This is a genomic window from Ulvibacterium sp. (genome assembly GCF_965248315.1).
GTDB lineage: Bacteria > Bacteroidota > Bacteroidia > Flavobacteriales > Flavobacteriaceae > Ulvibacterium.
The window spans coordinates 1,246,201-1,266,557 of sequence record NZ_CBDFIX010000002.1 but is presented as its reverse complement, the minus strand read 5'-3'; the positions used below and the strand labels follow the sequence as shown (position 1 = coordinate 1,266,557).

At 42.1% G+C, this 20,357-nt stretch carries 16 protein-coding genes; 14 read left to right on the top strand and 2 right to left on the bottom strand.

The features are described 5' to 3' along the window. Positions 1-70: 70 nt before the first annotated feature. Both ACP2AF_RS06850 and pta read right to left on the bottom strand, forming a co-directional pair. Complete coding sequence (locus tag ACP2AF_RS06850; RefSeq protein ID WP_425235492.1) at positions 71-1,261, bottom strand: acetate/propionate family kinase; 1,191 nt, start codon at positions 1,259-1,261, stop codon at positions 71-73. Between the two features lie 77 nt (positions 1,262-1,338). Beyond that, the gene (gene pta / locus ACP2AF_RS06845; RefSeq protein WP_425235491.1) at positions 1,339-3,432 is read right to left on the bottom strand and encodes a phosphate acetyltransferase; all 2,094 of its coding nucleotides are present in this window, start codon (positions 3,430-3,432) and stop codon (positions 1,339-1,341) included. A 318-nt stretch (positions 3,433-3,750) separates the two neighbouring features. On the opposite strand from pta, the gene ACP2AF_RS06840 reads away from it, so the two are divergent. From ACP2AF_RS06840 to hypF, 14 genes are all read left to right on the top strand, one after another. After that, positions 3,751-4,452 (top strand): hypothetical protein, encoded by a 702-nt coding sequence (locus ACP2AF_RS06840; protein WP_425235490.1) that lies wholly within the window; start codon positions 3,751-3,753, stop codon positions 4,450-4,452. A 202-nt stretch (positions 4,453-4,654) separates the two neighbouring features. Continuing rightward, complete coding sequence (locus ACP2AF_RS06835; protein ID WP_425235489.1) at positions 4,655-7,630, top strand: PSD1 and planctomycete cytochrome C domain-containing protein; 2,976 nt, start codon at positions 4,655-4,657, stop codon at positions 7,628-7,630. Positions 7,631-7,650: 20 nt separating this feature from the next. Further along, entirely contained in the window at positions 7,651-9,075 is a 1,425-nt protein-coding gene (locus tag ACP2AF_RS06830) for a DUF1501 domain-containing protein (RefSeq protein WP_425235488.1), read from the top strand. Positions 9,076-9,100: 25 nt separating this feature from the next. Next, positions 9,101-10,015 (top strand): hypothetical protein, encoded by a 915-nt coding sequence (locus tag ACP2AF_RS06825; RefSeq protein WP_425235487.1) that lies wholly within the window; start codon positions 9,101-9,103, stop codon positions 10,013-10,015. Positions 10,016-10,021: 6 nt separating this feature from the next. Continuing rightward, on the top strand, positions 10,022-11,437 hold the full coding sequence (locus ACP2AF_RS06820) for a c-type cytochrome domain-containing protein (protein WP_425235486.1): 1,416 nt from the start codon (positions 10,022-10,024) through the stop codon (positions 11,435-11,437). Positions 11,438-11,823: 386 nt separating this feature from the next. After that, on the top strand, positions 11,824-12,786 hold the full coding sequence (locus tag ACP2AF_RS06815; RefSeq protein WP_425235485.1) for a hypothetical protein: 963 nt from the start codon (positions 11,824-11,826) through the stop codon (positions 12,784-12,786). Between the two features lie 24 nt (positions 12,787-12,810). Continuing rightward, the gene (locus ACP2AF_RS06810; RefSeq protein ID WP_425235484.1) at positions 12,811-14,403 is read left to right on the top strand and encodes a nickel-dependent hydrogenase large subunit; all 1,593 of its coding nucleotides are present in this window, start codon (positions 12,811-12,813) and stop codon (positions 14,401-14,403) included. Positions 14,404-14,479: 76 nt separating this feature from the next. Next, positions 14,480-14,959, top strand: coding sequence for a hydrogenase maturation protease (locus ACP2AF_RS06805; RefSeq protein ID WP_425235483.1), 480 nt, complete (start codon positions 14,480-14,482; stop codon positions 14,957-14,959). After that, positions 14,956-15,276 carry a hypothetical protein gene (locus tag ACP2AF_RS06800; protein ID WP_425235482.1) on the top strand — a complete coding sequence of 107 codons (321 nt, stop codon included), beginning with the start codon at positions 14,956-14,958 and terminating at the stop codon, positions 15,274-15,276. Before ACP2AF_RS06805 ends, ACP2AF_RS06800 begins: the two co-directional genes overlap by 4 nt. Further along, positions 15,273-15,530, top strand: coding sequence for a hypothetical protein (locus ACP2AF_RS06795; RefSeq protein WP_425235481.1), 258 nt, complete (start codon positions 15,273-15,275; stop codon positions 15,528-15,530). Before ACP2AF_RS06800 ends, ACP2AF_RS06795 begins: the two co-directional genes overlap by 4 nt. Continuing rightward, on the top strand, positions 15,505-16,986 hold the full coding sequence (locus tag ACP2AF_RS06790) for a hypothetical protein (protein WP_425235480.1): 1,482 nt from the start codon (positions 15,505-15,507) through the stop codon (positions 16,984-16,986). Before ACP2AF_RS06795 ends, ACP2AF_RS06790 begins: the two co-directional genes overlap by 26 nt. Continuing rightward, on the top strand, positions 16,986-17,333 hold the full coding sequence (locus ACP2AF_RS06785) for a hydrogenase maturation nickel metallochaperone HypA (protein WP_425235479.1): 348 nt from the start codon (positions 16,986-16,988) through the stop codon (positions 17,331-17,333). The genes ACP2AF_RS06790 and ACP2AF_RS06785 overlap by 1 nt, the downstream gene beginning before the upstream one ends. A gap of 60 nt (positions 17,334-17,393) precedes the next feature. Then, positions 17,394-18,089: a hydrogenase nickel incorporation protein HypB gene (gene hypB, locus ACP2AF_RS06780; protein WP_425235478.1), complete on the top strand. Its 696-nt coding sequence runs from the start codon at positions 17,394-17,396 to the stop codon at positions 18,087-18,089. 9 nt (positions 18,090-18,098) lie between these two features. Beyond that, a complete protein-coding gene (gene hypF, locus ACP2AF_RS06775) occupies positions 18,099-20,357 on the top strand; it encodes a carbamoyltransferase HypF (RefSeq protein WP_425235477.1) in 2,259 nt (752 codons plus the stop codon).

Genomic DNA, 20,357 nt, shown 5'->3' with positions numbered 1-20,357 from the left:
TGTTGCTTACCTTGAAATATGAACTATGGTAGAAAATTTTAAAGAAGTCTTTTCAAATTCGTGAGGGGCATCAAGCCTTGGAACACAAATCAAAGGTCTGTTTGGCTATTTCCAGCTCTTCATTGGTGGCAACTACAAGTATCTTTACTTCCGAGGTAACTGTGTTTATTTCACGTAACGTAGCGGAACCAATTTCATTTTTATGCTCGTCCAAGGCAATGTTCAAATAAGACATATCCGTGCAAATAAGTTTCCTTAGCACAGTAGAGTTTTCACCGATTCCTGCCGTGAATACAATGGCATCCAAGCCATTCATTATAGCGGTATACGCCCCAATGTATTTTTTAATACGATAGGCATTCATTTCCAAGGCAAGTTGGCAGTCCTTGTCCCCTTTTTCGGCTTTCGATTGAATATCACGCAAATCGCTATGACCGGTCAGACCCAACATACCACTTTCCGCATTCAATAGATGATTTACCTCATCCAAAGAATATCCCAAGGTGTTCACTAGGTGAAAAATAAGGGCATGGTCTATATCCCCACTTCTAGAACCCATAATGAGCCCATTGGAAGGCGCAAAGCCCAAACTGTGGTCAACACTTTTACCGTCGACCAAAGCCGTAATGCTACATCCATTTCCCAAATGGATCGTAATTATTTTGGATTTCTCTTTTTTTAAGTAATCCATGGCCTTTTCGGAAACATACTTATGGCTTGTTCCGTGAAACCCATAGGACCGGATACCATAATCTGTATAAAATTTGTTGGGGATGGCATACTTGTGCGCCTTAACAGGGATTGTTTGATGAAAGGCTGTGTCAAAAACCGCAACTTGCTTGGCCTTTGGGAACAGCTGTTCGGCAATTAGAATACCTTCTAGATTATGGGGGTTGTGCAACGGTGCCAAGGTTGAAAACTCCCGAATTTCTTTTTTTACTTTGTTGGTAACCCAGGTAGTTTTGGCAAAGGAATCTCCCCCGTGAACTACCCTATGCCCTACTGCATCAATTTCATCGACATTACCGATTGCCCCATTTTCGGTATCCAAAAGAATTTCTAAAACTTTCTGCAAACCCAATGTATGGGTCTTTATGCTATCCACATGATTTAATGTTTTACCATTGCCCTTGTAGGTTAAGGTAGCCTCGTAAGAACCAATGCGTTCCACGATTCCCGAACAGGTAATTTGTTCCGAGGGCATTTGTATCAGCTGGAATTTTATGGATGAGCTTCCGGAATTTAGAATTAAAATATTCATGGATTAAAAATAGTAGTATTCTTTAGGACATACCGCAATTTCACTGGTTCTAGGAAAATTTTCTACTTTTTTTTGATTCACATGGCCTGCGCCTGTATGGCCGTGATGATTACGGTATTAATTACGTCCTCCACGGTACTACCTCTACTTAAATCGTTCACAGGCTTTTTAAGCCCCTGCAATATAGGACCTATGGCTAGGGCACCTGTCTCCCGTTGCACGGCCTTATAGGTATTGTTCCCTGTGTTAAGGTCAGGGAAAATAAATATAGTCGCCTGCCCGGCAACATCGGAATCGGGGAGTTTGCTTTTTCCTACCCGTAAGTCCACTGCGGCATCATACTGTATGGGTCCCTCTATTTTTAAGTCGGGGCGCTTCTTTCTAACCAATTCGGTAGCTTGGCGCACCCGTTCCACATCCTCTCCGGTTCCCGAACTCCCTGAGGAATAGGATAACATCGCTATCTTGGGTTCAATGCCAAAGGCAATGCCCGATTCGGCAGAGGAAATGGCAATTTCCGACAGTTGTTCTGCGGTTGGGTTTGGGTTGATGGCGCAATCGCCAAAAACCACCACACGACTAGGAAGGCACATGAAAAAAACCGAAGATACCAAGGACACTCCTGGTAATGTCTTTACAAATTGAAGTGCCGGTCGTATGGTATGTTGTGTGGTATGGACCGCACCGGAAACCATTCCATCGGCATGGCCCTTGTAGACCATCATGGTACCAAAATAAGAAACATCGGTCATAAGGTCGCTCGCCATGGTGCGGTTTAAATTTTTATGTTTCCGCAATTCATAAAGGGTTTCTACATATTCATCAAAAGATTTGGCCTTTGCCGGGTCAACGATGGAGACTTGGGATAAATCCAATTCCAGATCCAGTTGCACTATTTTTTCCTTGATTTGTTCAATAGGACCCAACAAGGTAATATCAACGGCATTGGTGTCCAACAATTCTTGTGCGGCCCTAAGGATGCGTTCGTCCGTACCTTCCGGTAACACGATGTGTTTTTTATTCGCCTGGGCCATTTTTACAATATTGTACTGGAACATTCTCGGGGTAATCCCGTTTGAAGAAAATGTTACCAAACGCTCCGCTAGTTCTGCTTCCGGCGTGAATTTTGCAAAATCCTGAATGGAAGCCGTTATCTTTTTGGTGTTCTTGGCATAGATTTTAGGTGCTATGGCCCCTATTCGGTTGGTAATATGAAAGGTCCCTTCCTTTACGGAAATAATGGGCACTACTTCCGAAAGTCCTTGAATAAGTTTAATTATCGGTTCTTCCGGTCTTAACCCTCCTGTAAGAATGATCCCGGAAACGGTCGGGTAGTTGGTGGAGATATTGGCCTGCAAAGCTCCTAGGATGATATCTGCCCGATCACCTGGAGTAATGACAAGCCCGTCATCCCTTAAATGATTTAAATAGTTACGCAATTGCATGGCGCCTACCCCAAAATGCCCGGCCTGATTATTCAAATAAGATGCCCCGAACAAAACTTCTCCGTTCAGTTCATCCGCGATTTCCTTAATGGTAGGGTTTCCCAAAACAGGATTTAAAGGAATGGCCCCGATCAAAACCTCTTTGGGCAAGTCTTTTTTAAGAGCTTCCGTGACAAGGCCAATGTTTTCAGGTTGTATCTTATTGGCCACCATCATTAATACTTCCACCTTCTGTTCCTTAAAGGAATCATAGGCCAAATACATATCCCCAATAAACTCGTCCAATGTCTTATTAACCCCACTGGTAACAATTATGGTTGGGATACCTAGATTCTTGGCCATTAAAACATTGATGTCCCACTCGATAATACCTCCCTCACCTGTAAAGTCCGTACCCTCTACCAGGACAAAGTCAAAACGCTCCTCAATGGCCTTATACTTTTCAATAATCTTATCCAGTACTTCATCCTCTTTGTCTTTATTCAGTTTTTTTACCACATCGCTACGGGTAAAGGCATAGGCATCGTCATGTTCCAGATCTAAATTGAAATAGGATATCACCGTTTCTATATGATTGTCCATTTTGCCGGAATCATAGTCATCGATAATAGGTCTGAAGTAACCCACTTTGGCAGCCCTACCCAGCAATACCTGCATAAGGCCTAGGGAAACGATGGATTTGCCGCTCTTGGGCTGTGTGGTTGCAATATAAACTGCCTTATTCATGGATCTATGCTATTGAAATTGCAAATTTATGGCATTCTTACTGGGGAATTGCAGTGGAAAACGTAAAAGATCGAAAGCTTAACATAGGTTGTTTTTACAATCCGATTTCGTACATAAATCCAGCTGGTAATTTATCTGGATTTAAAAGAATACGTAGCAGGAATATTGTTAAGTAAATGAAATCTTAAAAAGACCGCTTTTCTATCCGTACACCTTACAAATTTGACAATTCTTTTGTACTTTGGTTCTTGAGGAATTCCTGAGAATTTAAGGACTGCCTATGTATGTATTTAAGTTCCAACGCTAAATCCAAAGAAAATGAAACTGGCACAAAAATTACTATGGATATGCTTGTTAATACCCATCTGGTCTATTACCGGACAAATTACTCCCGGTATTTATCATGCCAATGCGGACAACGTTCATCACGAACTAAAAATAAATGGGAACTACTTGATCCACTCCGTTTATGAAAAATCCCCGGCTAAATTCATTAAAACTTTAGGTGGGTTTTATACTGTTGTAGGCGACAACCTTAAAGTGAAGTTGGAATTTAACTCCAACCATGACGCGGATGGTCTTACCGAGCTAACCTTGCCCTATTCGATAATGGGGGAAAAGCTTACCCTAGAAAGTGATCAAGCGTTAAGTTTCACCATTTCCGGGGAAACGCAACAGGATCTGGACGGCCCATGGCTTTTCGCTACACGGGGACCGGATAATGGGCAAGAACGACGTGGTGAAGAAAATCCCAGAAAGACCTTGAAGTACCTTCAGGGCGATCGTTTTCAATGGATTGCCTATAATACGGAAACCATGAAATTCTTCGGTACCGGTGGCGGTTCCTTCTCTTCAAAAGATGGTATTTATACGGAGAACATTGAGTATTTTTCCAGGGACAACTCCCGCGTCGGGGCATCCCTACAATTCAATTATGAAATCAAGGATGTGGATTGGCATCATAAAGGTAAGAATAGTAAGGGCGAACCTATGTATGAAATTTGGTCGAGACGAAAATAGATTATGTAAACAATCTCCTCCGTTGCATCAGCATATCCGCGTTCACTCCCATTCCCATGATGCATGTAGGCTTAAAATAGTCATCTCCTCCTGACATTTATAAATTTCCCAAATTTTGGAAAAGTAACATCCTGGGTACCCGGTGTAATGGAATCCTAAGATTTTAATCTTTATATTTGATAGGAAGCCTTAATAAACCGGAATGATGTTCTCCCAAAAAAGAAATATCGTAATTGCGATTGGGTCATTGTGTCTCCTCATATCCTCTTGTGGTGATAACAAACAATTTTCCGAACCATTACCGGAAACGGTGGATTTCAATTTTCATATCCGACCTATTTTAGTTCAGAATTGTTATTTATGTCATGGGCCTGATGCCAGCGGTAGAAAAGCCGAGCTGAGACTGGATACCTTTGAAGGGGCAACAGCTCTCCTAAAGGAAGGTGGGCAAGCCATAGCCCCAGGGAAGCCGTCAAAAAGTCAATTGATCTACCGCATAAATCATGAGGCCGAAGATATGGTTATGCCCCCACCGGATTCCAATTACAAATTGACCGAACGGGAAAAGGCATTATTGGAAAAGTGGATCGATCAAGGCGCCGAATGGAAATCCCATTGGGCATTTATAAAACCCGAAACCGAGATTGCCCATAACGACAATAATGCTATTGACTCATTGATCGATACACGAATACGGCAAAAAGGTTTAGTGATGTCTTCCCAGGCAGACAAGAATACGCTTGTTCGAAGAGTATCCTACCTGCTAACGGGTCTGCCTCCTTCACCCGAAGATGTGCAACATTTTATTACCGATACCTCTAAGGATGCTTACGAAAATATGGTAGATCGTTACCTCAATTCCACAGGATATGGCGAACGTTGGGCCCGTCATTGGATGGATCTGATCCGTTATGCGGAGACCAAAGGCCATGAATTTGATTATCCTATTGTAGGGGCCTATAAGTATCGTGATTACCTCATACGGGCCTTCAACAAAGATGTACCCTATGACCAACTTTTAAAGGAACATTTGGCCGGGGATTTATTGAAAAAGGCCCGTGTAAATAAGGAAATAGGTGTTTCCGAATCACCTATAGGAACGGCATTCTACGTAATGGGCGAAGGCAAACATAGCCCTGTGGATATCAAAAAAGAAGAAGCGGACCGCATTGATAACATGATAGATGTAACCAGTAAAACCTTTCAAGGTCTAACGGTTTCCTGTGCCAAATGCCACGATCATAAATTCGACCCCATTTCGGCAGCCGATTATTATGCTCTTTATGGAATAATGGAGAGTACCCGCTTTGCACCCATTGCCGATGTTCCCATAACCACCCAACAGACCGCCAAGGAAATTCAGGATTTGAATCTGTACATGCGAAAAATAGTAGCCGATTCCTGGACAGAAAAAGGCGTACAGGGAATAATTGCCTCTGGGGCATTGCAAAAAAAGAATTTGTCCCAGGATACATCTTTCATAATTATCGGTGATTTTAGAAATTCCGATTTTGATGGATGGATAACGAACGGGTTAGCTTTTGGGAAACGAACAACTTTGGGAAATCCTTTGTTGGACAAGACCTCCGGAAAGCTGTTGGGACTGGATGAAGGTAGAGCTTCCAGCAAAACCTTGGGTACTGGAGTGTTAGGTTCCCTACAATCTCCCAATTTTATTCTGGATAAGGATTACATTGGGGTCCGGGCACGAGGCATGCATAGTACAATCAGGATTATCATAGATAATTTTCAATTGATCCAAGATCCCATTTATGGCGAACTCGAGCAGCAAATCAATTCCAAAGCCTGGAACAATTACGTTTTCGACATCAGTCCCTGGAAAGGCCACAAAGCTTATATCGAAATTCTTCCCGGCGGCTACAAAGGCCATCATTATAGCTTGCCCGAGGATGCTTTTATTGAAACCCAGTATGCCGTTGCCTATGATGCGGAATGGCCTGTTGAAATGAAGCGGCCGATTAGCGGGAAGTCCATAGAAAAAGAACATTGGGCCACCTTGGACCTTTCAGCAGGTTTGGTCAATGGGCTAAATCAAAGACTTGCGGAAGGGAAGCTTCCCTCAAAGTTTCCGGAATTGACCACCGCTTTGGACAGTAGTCACCAACTAATCAAGAATATTAAGGGCGGTTCTTTCTTCTATGCCATTACCGATGGTTTTGGCATCAATAGTCCTGTATTTAATAGAGGGGATCATAACGACCTTTTAGAGGGCGATATTCCCAGACGATTTTTGTCCGCACTACCTTTGGGCAATGTCCCTTTTACATCAAAAGGAAGTGGACGCCTGGAATTGGCCGAAGCTATGCTGAACGAGGACAACCCCTTAACAGCACGAGTAATGGTCAATCGTATTTGGCATCATCTTTTTGGTAAGGGTATCGTAGAGACCGTTGACAATTTTGGATTACAGGGCAAATTGCCTTCCCATCCGGATTTGTTGGATTATCTCGCCATTACCTTCCAAAAGGAAGGGTGGTCCATAAAAAAGATGGTCCGTAGCATCGTTACTTCCGAAACGTTCAAGAGAAGTACGGCCCGTAATGAAGAACTCACCAACAAAGACCCGAACAATATCTATCTGGCTTCTTTCCCTGTTCGGCGATTGGAGGCCGAGGCCATTCGTGATGGAGTGTTGGCTGTTTCGGGGAGTTTGGATTCTACCATGTATGGCCCTCCTGTAAAGACCTATCTTACCGAGTTTATGCAAGGCCGGGGACGTCCCAACCAATCCGGACCTATGGACGGTGCAGGTAGAAGAAGCATTTACCAGGAAGTTCGCCGTAATTTCTTGGAGCCCATGATGGTCACTTTTGACCGCCCCATTCCGTTCAGCACCTTTGGCAATCGCAATGTAACCAACGTACCGGCACAATCGCTGACTTTAATGAATGACCCCTTCATAGTGCAGCAGGCACAGATAATGGCTGAGAAACTACTCGACCAAAAAGAACTGACCTTTGATCAAAAAATAGAATGGATCTATATGCGGACCTTCTCCAGAAAACCTAATCCAGAAGAAATAAGCAAAGCAAAGCAATTTATAGGCGGACTACAGAAAATGGAATCAACGGAAACCGATTCGGAAAGTGAAATCTTAATCTGGAAGGATTTCTGCCATAGTATTTTTAATCTAAAGGAATTTATATACTTGATCTAATGAGCCTATACGATAATTTTATGCAACGTCCCCTGTCCCGTCGTGAAATGCTGGGTATTTGTAAAGGAGGGTTTGGTGCGCTTGCTTTTACTAGTCTGTTCGGGGCTTTACCTTTTGGTTGTGATCGGCCCAAAACTAGTACTGCCGGAACTGACCTATACCTCGGGCCGCATTATATGCCCAAAGCCAAAAACATCATCTTTTTGTATATGGATGGCGGGGTATCCCAAGTAGATTCATTCGACCCCAAACCTCGACTTGCCAAGGAAAATGGTCAAGATCCCAGAAAAAAGTTCAAGGTAGATGCCACTCAATTCGATAACGTCGGGAAAATCTTGAAGAGTCCATGGGAATTCAAGCAGTATGGTGAATGCGGTATGCCCGTGAGCGAGTTGTTTCCCCATATCGCTACCTGTGTGGACGATATCGCATTGATCCGGTCCATGACCTCCAATTTTCCGGAACATACCAATGCCAATTACTTTTTACATACCGGTAGCGGTATTCAGGGACGGCCCAGTATGGGATCTTGGATGACCTATGGTCTGGGAAGCGAGAACAAGAATATTCCCGGGTATGTGGTTTTGGATGGTGGTTTGATTCCTCCCGGCGGCCTGGACAATTTTAAGAACGGCTTTTTACCGGCCTCCTATCAGGCTTCCATCTTAAGGGCCGGGGCAGAACCTGTGGCCAATATTAAACCTTTGGAAAAGGTCAAGAACCTACAGGAAGAAAAATTGCAGTTTATCAAACAACTGGACAATAGCCTCATCGAAAAAATGGGAGAGGCGGATGCCGTGGAATCGGCCATTTCCAATTACGAGCTGGCCTATAAGATGCAGTCTTCCATTCCTGAATTGACCGAGTTCAAGGAAGAATCCAAGGCAACCAAAAAGTTATATGGGTTCGATTCCGATGACCTCCACACCCAAGGTTATGCGGCCCAGTGTCTATTGGCAAGACGTTTGGTAGAACGAGGAGTTCGGTTTATTGAACTAACCTGCCCCAAGGTAGCGGCAGATCGTTGGGACCAGCATAGCAATCTAAGGGACGGACATGAGCGCAATGCCCATGCCGTGGACCAACCCATTGCCGGACTATTAAAGGATTTAAAATCCCGCGGTATGTTAGAGGATACCCTGGTCGTTTGGACCGGCGAATTTGGGCGGACTCCCTTTGCTCAAGGCACCGACGGACGCGATCACAACCCATCGGCCTTTAGTATGTGGATGGCAGGGGCCGGAGTGAAAGGCGGTACTATATTCGGCAAAACTGACGAGTATGGGTATCGGGTCATAGAAAACGAAGTAACCATTCACGACCTACATGCCACTATTATGCATCTTATGGGTATTAACCACGAACAATTGACCTTTCGTTTTGGGGGTCGTGATATGCGTTTGACCGATGTTCATGGGCATGTTATGAAAGATATTTTAGCTTAAAACTTTAAACAAAAGAAAAACTAATATGCACAACTTTTCTCAAAAAGGAATATTCATTTTTCTTTTGTTGCCCATGCTTTTGATAGGTCAAAAGACTATGGACATCAAGCATTCATTCTTTATGGCCGGGCCACAGTTTACGGGTATCATTGACGAAGCGGGGGAAGAACTTTGGAATTCCGGAAGACCGGGAGCAAGGGATGGATATGTTTTGGAAAGTGGAAATATATTGATCTGCTGGGCAGATGAGGTATTGGAATATAACACCAAAAAAGAAGTTGTTTTCTCCTATAAAAGAGCTGAGAAATCAATGGAGTTGGGAACCGCTGTGCGGCTTCAAAGTGGAAATACAATGATTACAGAATCAGGTGCCAGACCCAGGATAGTTGAAGTAGATACAAAGGGAAAGGTGGTCCAAAGCGTTCCCCTGCTACCAGAAACCGACAATGTACATATGCAAACACGTATGGCAAGAAAATTGGAAAACGGCAACTATCTGGTTCCCCATCTATTGGCGTTTGCAGTTAAGGAATATAATAGTGACGGTGAAGTAATCCATTCTTTTCGAACGGATTTAGAGGATTTGGGAGGAAGAGCGGATGAGAATTGGCCTTTTACAGCCATCCGATTACCAAATGGCAATACCGTAATTACACTTACGCACGGCAATAAAATCATCGAAATGGATCCGGAGGGAAAAGTAGTATGGAAAGTGGACAATACCGATTTAGAAGAAAACCCCTTGGCGGATCCATGCGGCGCCCAAAGATTGCCCAACGGTAATACGGTCATTGCAAGCTATGGTGCAAAGGAAGGCGTAAAACTTTTAGAGCTGGACAAGTATAAAAAAATGATTTGGACCTATTCCGGTCATAACGTTCACCATTTTCAAATACTCACTACCAATGGAAAGCCTTTGTTAGGAAAGCCTCTTAAATAGAACTGAATGGAGTTGACTGCGATGCTCAATTTTGGTTTTCTGGAAGACCCTGCGGACATCCTTATTTTTTTCGGGCGGTTTCATCCGCTGGTGGTACATTTGCCCATCGGGTTTTTGTTGCTGGCCGCTGTTGCACAATTTGCCAGTCGCTGGCCCAAATTCCTGCCCATAACCCCTTTTCTCCATTACCTCTGGGCCCTCGGTGCCATCAGCGCATTTTTTGCCATATTGTTCGGCTATTTATTATCCCTTTCGGGAGATTATGACACGGATACCTTATTCTGGCATCAATGGAGTGGAATAATGGTTTTGGTCTTGTCATTGGCCTGCTATTTCATTTTTAAAAGGCAAGGTAAAAGTATCCAAGTTGTGAAATGGTCCCTGGTTGTTTTGGTTGTCATCACCATTGCCTATACTGGTCATTTGGGAGGCAATCTTACCCACGGATCTACCTATTTGCTGGAATACGCCCCTAATCCCATCAGAGGTATGGCCGGTCTCCCCCCAAAGAAAGAACCGAGACCCAAAGTGACACTTTTGGATTCCGCCGATATCTTTCTGGATTTGGTACAACCTATGATGGATGCCAAATGCATCAGCTGCCACAATCCTGGGAAAAAGAAAGGAGATTTACTGTTGACCTCCTATCCCGAGCTGATAAAAGGGAGTGAAAATGGAGCAGTGGTAACGGTTGGCGATGCAGAGGCAAGTGAACTCTTCAGACGGATTACGCTTCCCGAAAACCATGATGATTTTATGCCTTCCGAAGGTAAAAGGCCTTTAACCGAAGAAGAAGTGGATATCATTGAATTCTGGATTACTGCCGGGGCCTTGCCCAAAGGATATGTTACCGAACTTGATAGCAAAAAGGAAATTGTCGAAACTGTCAATACCTATCTTGGGTTGGACCAGAACACTATTTTTAGCCAAACCGTAGATCCTCCGAATACCTCACTCATTGATTCTCTAACGGACAGCGGTTTTGTTGTAAACCGCCTTATGCGGGATAACTACTTTCTGGATGCCAACTTTAGCCTTAGTGAAAGAGAAATTACCCAACCCGACCTGGATTTGTTATTAGGCCTTAAAGGACAATTGGTTTGGCTGGATCTAAGCCATTCAGGAGTAACAGATACGCATCTTCAACAATTGGGACAGTTGGAGAATCTTGTAAAATTGAATCTTAGCGGAAATGCAATCTCGGACGATGGAATTCAACATTTATCAAAGTTGGCCCATCTGGAATCCCTAAATCTATATAACACGCAAATTTCCGAGGGGTTGCTAAACATTCTCCCTCAACTCAATCGCCTTAAAAGCATTTATCTCTGGAAAACCCATATCAATGATACGCTTGCCGTTCGACTTCAGGAAGAGTTTAAAAATATTGCTATTGTTTATAAACGGGAGGCCTTCGAATAAAATGCCTGCTTGGAAACCACAACAGCAATGCTCGCTATTTGTTATATCGAAAAGTAGCCCCGGCAAGAATTGAACCTTTGCCCTAGACCCCTACATTTAAAAGGCTTTCAGCTTTCAATGAATTTCAATGTTGACGATTTGTGAACTTTTTTGATGATTTTACTTTCGTCAAGATAAAACCACATAAAGATTTCTAAAAAGCTTCAAAATTTATCTAATACTAGATTGTAAATATAAATTTTGTCCACTTTGTTTAATGGTTTTTTCCAACCCATCAAACAGATTATTTAGAAAAGAAATAAATAGCTTTAATATTCCTATTTTTTTTGTTAAAAAATTTCATATAACCTAACTTCTAGGCGCTTTCTTAACAAATCGAATAAATTATGGCTAACGTTTTATGGTTACAAGGTGGTGCTTGTAGTGGCAACACCATGTCCTTTTTAAATGCCGAAGAACCCACGGTAGTGGAACTCATCACTGACTTCGGATTAAACATTTTATGGCACCCTACCACAGGTCTGCAAATAGGGGATCAAGTACAGGACTTATTAAAGGATATCATTGCCGGAAAAGTACAAATGGATATTCTTGTATATGAAGGTTCATTGGTCCAAGGGCCAAACAATACAGGTTCCATGAATTTCTTCGCAGACCGTCCAATGATGGAATGGATTAAAGAGCTTTCCGAGGTAGCCGGATATGTAGTTGCCATTGGTGATTGCGCCACATGGGGAGGTATCCCAGCGGTACCGCCAAATCCTAGTGAGTCGACGGGATTACAGTTTCATAAAAAGAAGAAAGGCGGTTTTCTCGGGGCAGATTATGTTTCCAAGGGGGGATTACCAGTCATCAATATTCCGGGATGTCCGGCGCACCCAGATTGGATTACCCAAATTCTTGTGGCCATATCAGTTGGCCGAATAGGTGATGTGGTAATTGACGACTATCATAGGCCAAAAACATTTTTTACGGATTTTGTACAGACTGGCTGTACCAATGTCGTAAACTTTGCCCAAAAAGTGGATGGAGGTTTTGGTAAACGCGGTAACGGTTGCTTATTCTATGAAGTAGGATGCAGGGGTCCAATGACCCGCGCAAGTTGTAATAATATTTTATGGAACAGGCAGTCTAGTAAAACGAGGGCCAATCACCCCTGTCTTGGATGTACGGAACCTGGTTTCCCTCACCACGATCTCAAAAAGGGAAGCGTTTTAAAGACCATGAAATATGTAGGGGGCTTCCCTATGGAAGTGCCCGAAGGTAGAAACAGGGTAGCTTACTATTTGGAAGCTGGTTTCCAAAAATTAATGCCAACGAACCATAGGGTTCAAGAAGGTTCAAAATAATAGCAACGAAAAAGAAAATACAAAATGTCAGTTACAGAATTAAACATATCTCCGGTAGGTCGTGTTGAAGGTGATTTGGATGTTAAAGTCTATATCGATAACGGAAAGGTTACGCGAGCCCACACTCAAGCAGCTATGTTCAGGGGTTTTGAAAAGATTATGGAGGGCAAAGATCCACAATCGGGGCTCATTGTTACCCCAAGAATATGTGGTATCTGTGGAGGGTCACATTTATATTGTGCCTCTTCAGCACTGGATACAGCTTGGGGCACAAAGTTGACTCCAAATGCATTATTGCTTAGGGCTATTGGACAAGCTTCGGAAACCTTGCAGAGCATTCCCCGTTGGTACTATGCCATTTTTGCCACAGATTTGGCCAATAAGAAATATGCCGACAAGCCTTTATATAAAGAAGTGGTAAAACGTTGGTCTGCCTATGTTGGGGAAACATTTCAGATTGGATTGACTGCAAGTGGTTTACCTGTTCAAATTTACGCTTTGTTCGGTGGTCAGTGGCCACATTCAAGTTATATGGTGCCAGGTGGAGTCATGTGTGCACCTACGTTAAAAGATATTACTAGAGCGCATGCAATTTTGGCACAGTTCAAAAATGATTGGCTAGAACCAGTATGGTTAGGCTGCTCAATTGAGCGCTATATGGAAATCAAGACGTGGGATGATATGCTAGCTTGGGTGGAAGAAAATGAATCACAAAAAAACAGTGACTTAGGTTTGTTGATCCGTGCAGGACTTGAATTCGGATTAGACAAATTCGGCCAAGGGGTTGGTAAGTTTTTGGCAACAGGTACCTACCTTCATAAAGACATGTATAATAACCCAACAATAGAGGGCAGAAATGCAGCTTTGATTTCATCCAGTGGATTTTTTGATGGTGAAAACTATCATGAATTTGACCATATGAAGGTCAGTGAACACGTAAAACATTCATGGTACAATGACCAAGAAGATGGGCTTCATCCTTGGGACGAACCACTGCCCACTCCCGCAAAATCACAAACCTTGCACGACAGTAATTTTGATTCCCAATACAGTTGGGCGAAAGCACCACGTTATGACGGTCATGCTGCTGAGGCTGGACCATTGGCACGCGTTGTTATGAATGCCAATCCGGCTAATAAGGAACATCAAATTAGAGATCCCTTATTTGGAGATATCATCAAAAAATTGGGTCCAAGCGTATTTACCAGAGTTTTGGCAAGAGTGCATGAGGCTCCTAGAATCTATAAGTTCATTGAAGAGTGGTTATCACAAATAGATTTGGATGGCGAGTTCTATACCAAACCTGTAGAAAAAGATGGAAAAGGTTTTGGAGCAACAGAAGCCGCCCGTGGTGCGCTAGCCCATTGGATAGAGATTAAAAATGGGGTCATCAAGAACTATCAGGTCATGGCACCAACCACTTGGAATGTTGGTCCGCAGGATGGCAACGATAACCCTGGACCTATCGAAACAGCACTTCTGGGAACTACCATTGAGGATCCTCTTGATCCCGTTGAAGTAGGAATAGTTGCGCGTTCCTTTGATTCTTGTTTGGTATGTACCGTCCACGCCCATGATGCAGAAACCGGAGTAGAACTATCGAAGTTTAAACTTTAGGTTTTAAATACCGTTTTGAAAAGCTTTTCTGAAGGAAACCTCAGGGAAGTTTTTTCTTTAATAAAATCAAAGGGATATGAAGACGGCAATAATGGGATTCGGAAATCCAGTGCGTAGCGATGATGCAGTAGGCATTTATGTAATTGAACAATTGCGTAAAGAACTACCCAAATCTGGAAATATTAGCATTTTTGACATGGGTACGGCAGCCTTCGAGGTGCTCTTTGGACTTAAAGGACATGGTAAAATTATACTGGTCGACGCCGTTTTGAATAGCGATGAACCTGTGGGAACACTTTTTAAACTTCCGGCAGAAGAGGTAATGAAAGCTCCACAAGATGATCCTTTGGTTTTTCTTCATGGAATGAAATGGGATCAAGCCTTATCCTATACCAAGAAAATATTGCAGGATGAATATCCAGATGATATACAAGTCTATCTGGTAGCAATCGAGAATACCAAGCTCGAAATCGATATGAGTGATCATGTAAAAGAGGCAGGTGATAAAGTAGTACAACATATTCTCGAAGACCTAAGTCAATCCATTGTCAATTGAACACAAAGCTTGCTTTAAGGTCTTCGCATATTTATCTTGATAGTGAACTAGTTGCATCCGTTTTTGGAGAAGTCAATTTCGCATATGTCACCTTTGTTGAACAACAAAATAAGATTTTGATAACTCCTGTTACCAGTAGTTGGTTTGTTAAAATATACAAACCCACACAATTCTTATTAAAATCGCGTAATTTAAAGGGAGATAAGACACTAGCCATTCTGGAGATTTTAATAGATAATGATTTGGATGTGACTGATAGAAATTTAGAGTATGAGGTCATTGAAAATACCAATTTAATAAAGGTGAGCATTGTATGACGAATAAAAGAAACGACTGGCTTATTGATGCTGAGGTGCAATACAAGGTCATCCCGGTCAAAGGCCGTTGGGAAGTTTCGCTCATCTTTATCAATACCAAAGACCCCAATCAAATATTGGTTCAAACCATTGGAGATTATAGAACAGAACGCCTTGCGGAAATTTATGGGAGAAACATGCAGCAAACGGCCGCAAAAGACCCACGCGGCACACAAAGGGTAAACAAAGATGCTTACGATATTAACAACAATTAATAACGTCCCAAAGGTTGATGAGGCAATTGCATTCGTTGAACGGTTGAATGAATTGGTGACCGTAACAACTCAGCCGGAAACCATTCGGGATTTAAAAACCTTGGTTGTGGATGCCAACGAAATCAGTACTCCTTTGGATTGGTATGATTTGGAACCGCCTTACGTTTTTCCCTCGATACCTTTTACCCTAGATAATCTGCTGGCTTTTGTTTTTTATAAGTTGGGGAATCATCAAAAAGCTTTTGAATTTGTTTCTGAGGAAACACCTGAATACCATCATCTTTTGATAGCTACACATTTGCAATTTGGATATGAGATTTCTTCCAATATGGTTGATTTCTGCCGAAATACCTCTGCTCATAATTCAGCAATCTTGAATTACTACGGCGTTTCGGAAAATCCTCAGAATTATAATGCCCTTAAAAAGGGATTCTCCGAAGCTTTGTCGAAAGCTGAAAATGATGAGTTAAGGGTATTTACAGCAAAACATTATTTGAACTTGTTGTTGGATGTGGGGGAACTAAGGGTAGCCAAGCAATTGGTGGAAGAACAAAAAAGTATAGCCATTTCAGATGATGCCAAATTTGCGATGGACACCCACTTGGCTGCAATTTTGATGAGGCTGTTGAAAGTGCCTTATAGCGATGAAAAAATAGAAGAAGTATTTGATTTGCAACAACGAGCCATAACCTACTCTGAGGAAAGAGGCCTAACCTTACAGGCGGGAATGCTATTGGTCGACGCAGCTGAATTAGCCAATTTCAAAAGTGATTTTATCTCCTCTAAAGAACTTATAAACAGGGCGATTCAATATTTTAAACAAGAAGATGTTCCTGAGTTTTTGGGGGAAGCAGGGTTTAAAAAGGCAACATTGTTATACACCTGGTCCAAGAATGGTAGTCCGCAATATTATAAGGCAGCCATCAACGCTTTTCAAGATGTGCTAAAGGTGTTCAAAAGAGATACCCATCCACAGAAATTTGCGGATGTGCACCACAATCTGGCATTGATTTATTCCGAAATTCCCGTGAGTCCTGAAGAAAAACCCATGTGGACTGCATTCTGTGCATCCTCTTTTAAAGAAGTTCTCAAGTTTTATACCAAAGAGGAGTATCCCTATGAGTACGCTATGGCATGTCATAATTACGCCACGGCCTTGATGCACTTTCCTCCTGCGAAAATTCACAATAACCTAGAAAAAGCTTCTGGGCTGTTCCAAGAGGCTTTGGCAATTCGGACGACTACAGATTATCCTTTTGAAAGGGCCTTGACGCTGCTAAACCAATTGGAGTTGTGGTGGTTGACCCATAACGAGAATAGTTCTGAAGAATTACGGAAATATAAAGAAATGAAAGCCAAGGCGAAAGAGATTAAAAGCTTGGTCAACGACGCCGATTTGATTTTTAAGGCTAATGAGCATTTAACGGAATTAGAAAAGGTAAAAAGTCTGATTTAATGCACGAAACGTCGATTGTAAATAGTATTATGAGAACCCTTGAACAAGAATTTGAGGCTGAAAAATTGAATAAAATGAAGGCTATTCATTTGAAAGTAGGTATTCTGTCGAACATAGAACCCCGTCTTCTATATAATGCCTATAGTGCTTATCATTTGACACATCCACAGTACCATCACGTCAAATTACATGTTGAATCAACAAGTTTAAAAATTCAATGTGAAATCTGTAACCATATCACGGATGTCAAGAAGTATCGGTTTATATGTGAAAATTGTGAAAGACCAAGCAAGAATGTGATACAAGGAGAAGAAATGCTCATTCATAAAGTAGAGTTTGAAGATTGAAGCATTTACTGGACAAACGAAAAATCAATCGAGATTTTAAAAATTAAAAAAAGAAAAACTATGATAGAAAAATCAACAAAAGCTGCACGGGGAACGGTGCAGTGCGAAAACACTAATATCAATTTACTAAAGGCCAATGACTTTGTCGCTGATATCATCAGAAGGGAAATGGCAAGAACCAATACCCTTTTAATCAATATTACTTCCTCTGCCGGAAGCGGTAAAACCACCTTGATGCAAAAAACAGCAGAGAAGCTGAAAGACAAAATTAAAATAGCCGTTATGGTCGGCGACTTGGAAACCGAACGCGATGCAGACCGGATTAGGGAAACGGGAATTCAGGCTTTGCAGATAGTTACCGGAGGTATTTGCCATCTCGAGGCACAAATGGTACATCAAGTGCTTGATCAATTCGATTTAGAAACTATCAATCTCCTATTTATTGAGAATGTGGGAAATTTGGTCTGCCCTTCGTCCTTTGATTTGGGCGAAGATTTTAGGGTGACCTTAATGGCAACCACAGAAGGCGATGATAAACCCAAGAAATACCCAAAAATGTTTTTGACCAGTGATATGATGTTGGTTTCCAAGGCAGATTTGTTGCCTTATTTGCCTTTTTCAGTAGAAGCAGTGACCAAAGATGCGAGAGAGGTGAACCATGAATTGGAGGTCATTCAAATTTCTGCGCTCACCGAAGAGGGCATTGATGAATGGTGTGACTGGCTTTTGGAAAAGGTTGGACAGAAAAAAGGATAGGCTTTTTGTGTGAAAACCTTTCAAATTATAATTTCAGGGCAGGTGCAAGGGGTGGGTTTCCGCCCTTTTGTTTATAGACTTGCCAATAAAAACTGCCTCAAGGGAACGGTCAGCAACAATGAGAACGGAGTACTAGTTCATATTACTGCTACCAAAGAAAAGGCCCAGGTTTTTCTAGAATCTGTTTTGGAAAAGGCCCCAGCTATTACCCGTATTCAATCGCATACAATTTCTGAAGTTCCGTATCAAGAATATCCGGATTTCCAAATCGTTCCTTCAGTTGCAAATGACCGAATCAATATACCCTTAACTCCGGACTTTTCAATTTGTGAAGCCTGCAAAGCAGAAATCAGGAATACGGGCAATCGTCGTTATGGCTATCCCTTTACAACCTGTACCCATTGTGGCCCGCGTTATGCTGTTACGACTAGTTTTCCATTTGAAAGGGAGCATACCACGGTCACTGCATTTGACATGTGCGATACATGTCAACAAGAATATTCCAACCCAGAAGACCGACGGTTCCATTCGCAAACGAATACCTGTAATGACTGTGGCGTTCAGTTAAGGCTAGATGACGCAGAAGGGAAAACCCATAGCGGAACTTCGAAAGCTATTATAAGGAAGATGGCTTCCTTAATTCGAAACGGGAATATCATCGCATTAAAAAACACAAACGGCTATTTGTTGTGCTGTGATGCCAACAACAGTTCGGCTATTCAACGCTTGCGGGAAAGAAAGCAACGCCCTACTAAACCATTCGCCCTATTGTATCCGTCCATAGAAATGGTTAAAAATGATTTTAAAATCAACAGCGCCGAAACTCAAGCCCTTTTGTCTCATGTTGCCCCTATAGTCATTTTAAAGCCGAAACAACAAATTAGCAGATTGGCCCAAGAAGCCATTGCCCCAGGTCTACAACAATTTGGGGTGATGCTTCCGTCATCAGCCCTAGTAACGCTTTTGATGGATGCGTTGCAAATCCCAATAGTCGCTACAAGTGGCAATGTCCATGGTTCCCCCATAATTTCCAGAGAAGAGGATGCCATTAGCAATCTGACCAAGGTTGCCGATTATTTTTTACACCATAATCTGGATATCTCTTTTCCGCAAGATGATTCAGTAGTGCGATTTTCCGACGAACATCAGTTAATTTTAAGACGTGCTCGAGGTATGGCCCCAAACTATATAGGACATTCCTATGCTAATGGAGGAAAAACGTTGGCCATGGGGGGACATCTCAAAAGTACTTTCACTTTCATTCCCAATAAACTTAGCTACGTGACGCCATATTTTGGAAATCTAGATAACTATGAGGTTTCTCAACGATTTCAAGAAAGTCTCGATCAATTCATTGAGCTGTTTCAAATAGTACCTGAAGTTATTTTAATTGATGCCCACCCACTATATCAAAGCAGTATTCTTGGTAAGGAATTGGCCGAAAAGTGGAATGCCAAGCTCATCACGGTACAGCATCACATGGCACATTTTGCTAGTGTTTTGGGGGAACATAATTTATTCGATAGTCATGAAAAAATACTCGGAATAATATGGGATGGTACGGGCTATGGAGAAGATAATGCCATTTGGGGAGGCGAGTTTTTTAGCTATCAAAACCATGAAATCAAACGTTTGACTCATTTCGAGTATGTGGATTGGATAGCCGCAGATAAAATGGCGCGAGAACCGAGATTGTCGTTATTAAGTTTTCTTCCTGAAAACGAAAGGCATGGTGCCAAGCATAAATTCTCAGAAACGGAATGGAAAGTGTATACTAAGGCGTTAGAAAATAATACCCTCAAAACGTCTTCTGTAGGGCGTATGTTTGACGCTGTTGCTTCCTTTTTGGATATCATTGACGTAACTTCATATGAGGGTGAGGCAGCTATGCTTTTAGAAAATCTTGCAGGGCAATACAAGGGGAATACATACTTTGATTTTTTGGAAGGTGTTGAGTACGAAAAGATTCCTTCCAAAGTACTCATTGGCAACATTTTGCAAGCGAAAAGGAAAGGTGTTTCGGATTCACAAATTGCTCATAGTTTTATTCACACTTTGGCCTTGGTAGTACTTCGTGTTGCAGTGCAAGGTGGCGTTAAAACTATAGCAGGAAGTGGCGGTGTTTTTCAAAATGCTTTATTAATCGAAAAATTGCTCGAACTAGCTAAAAACAGGGGGATTGGGTTTAAAATTAATCGTATATTGTCAAGTAACGATGAGAACATTTCATTCGGTCAATTGTGCTATTATCAGCACATTAAAAATTAG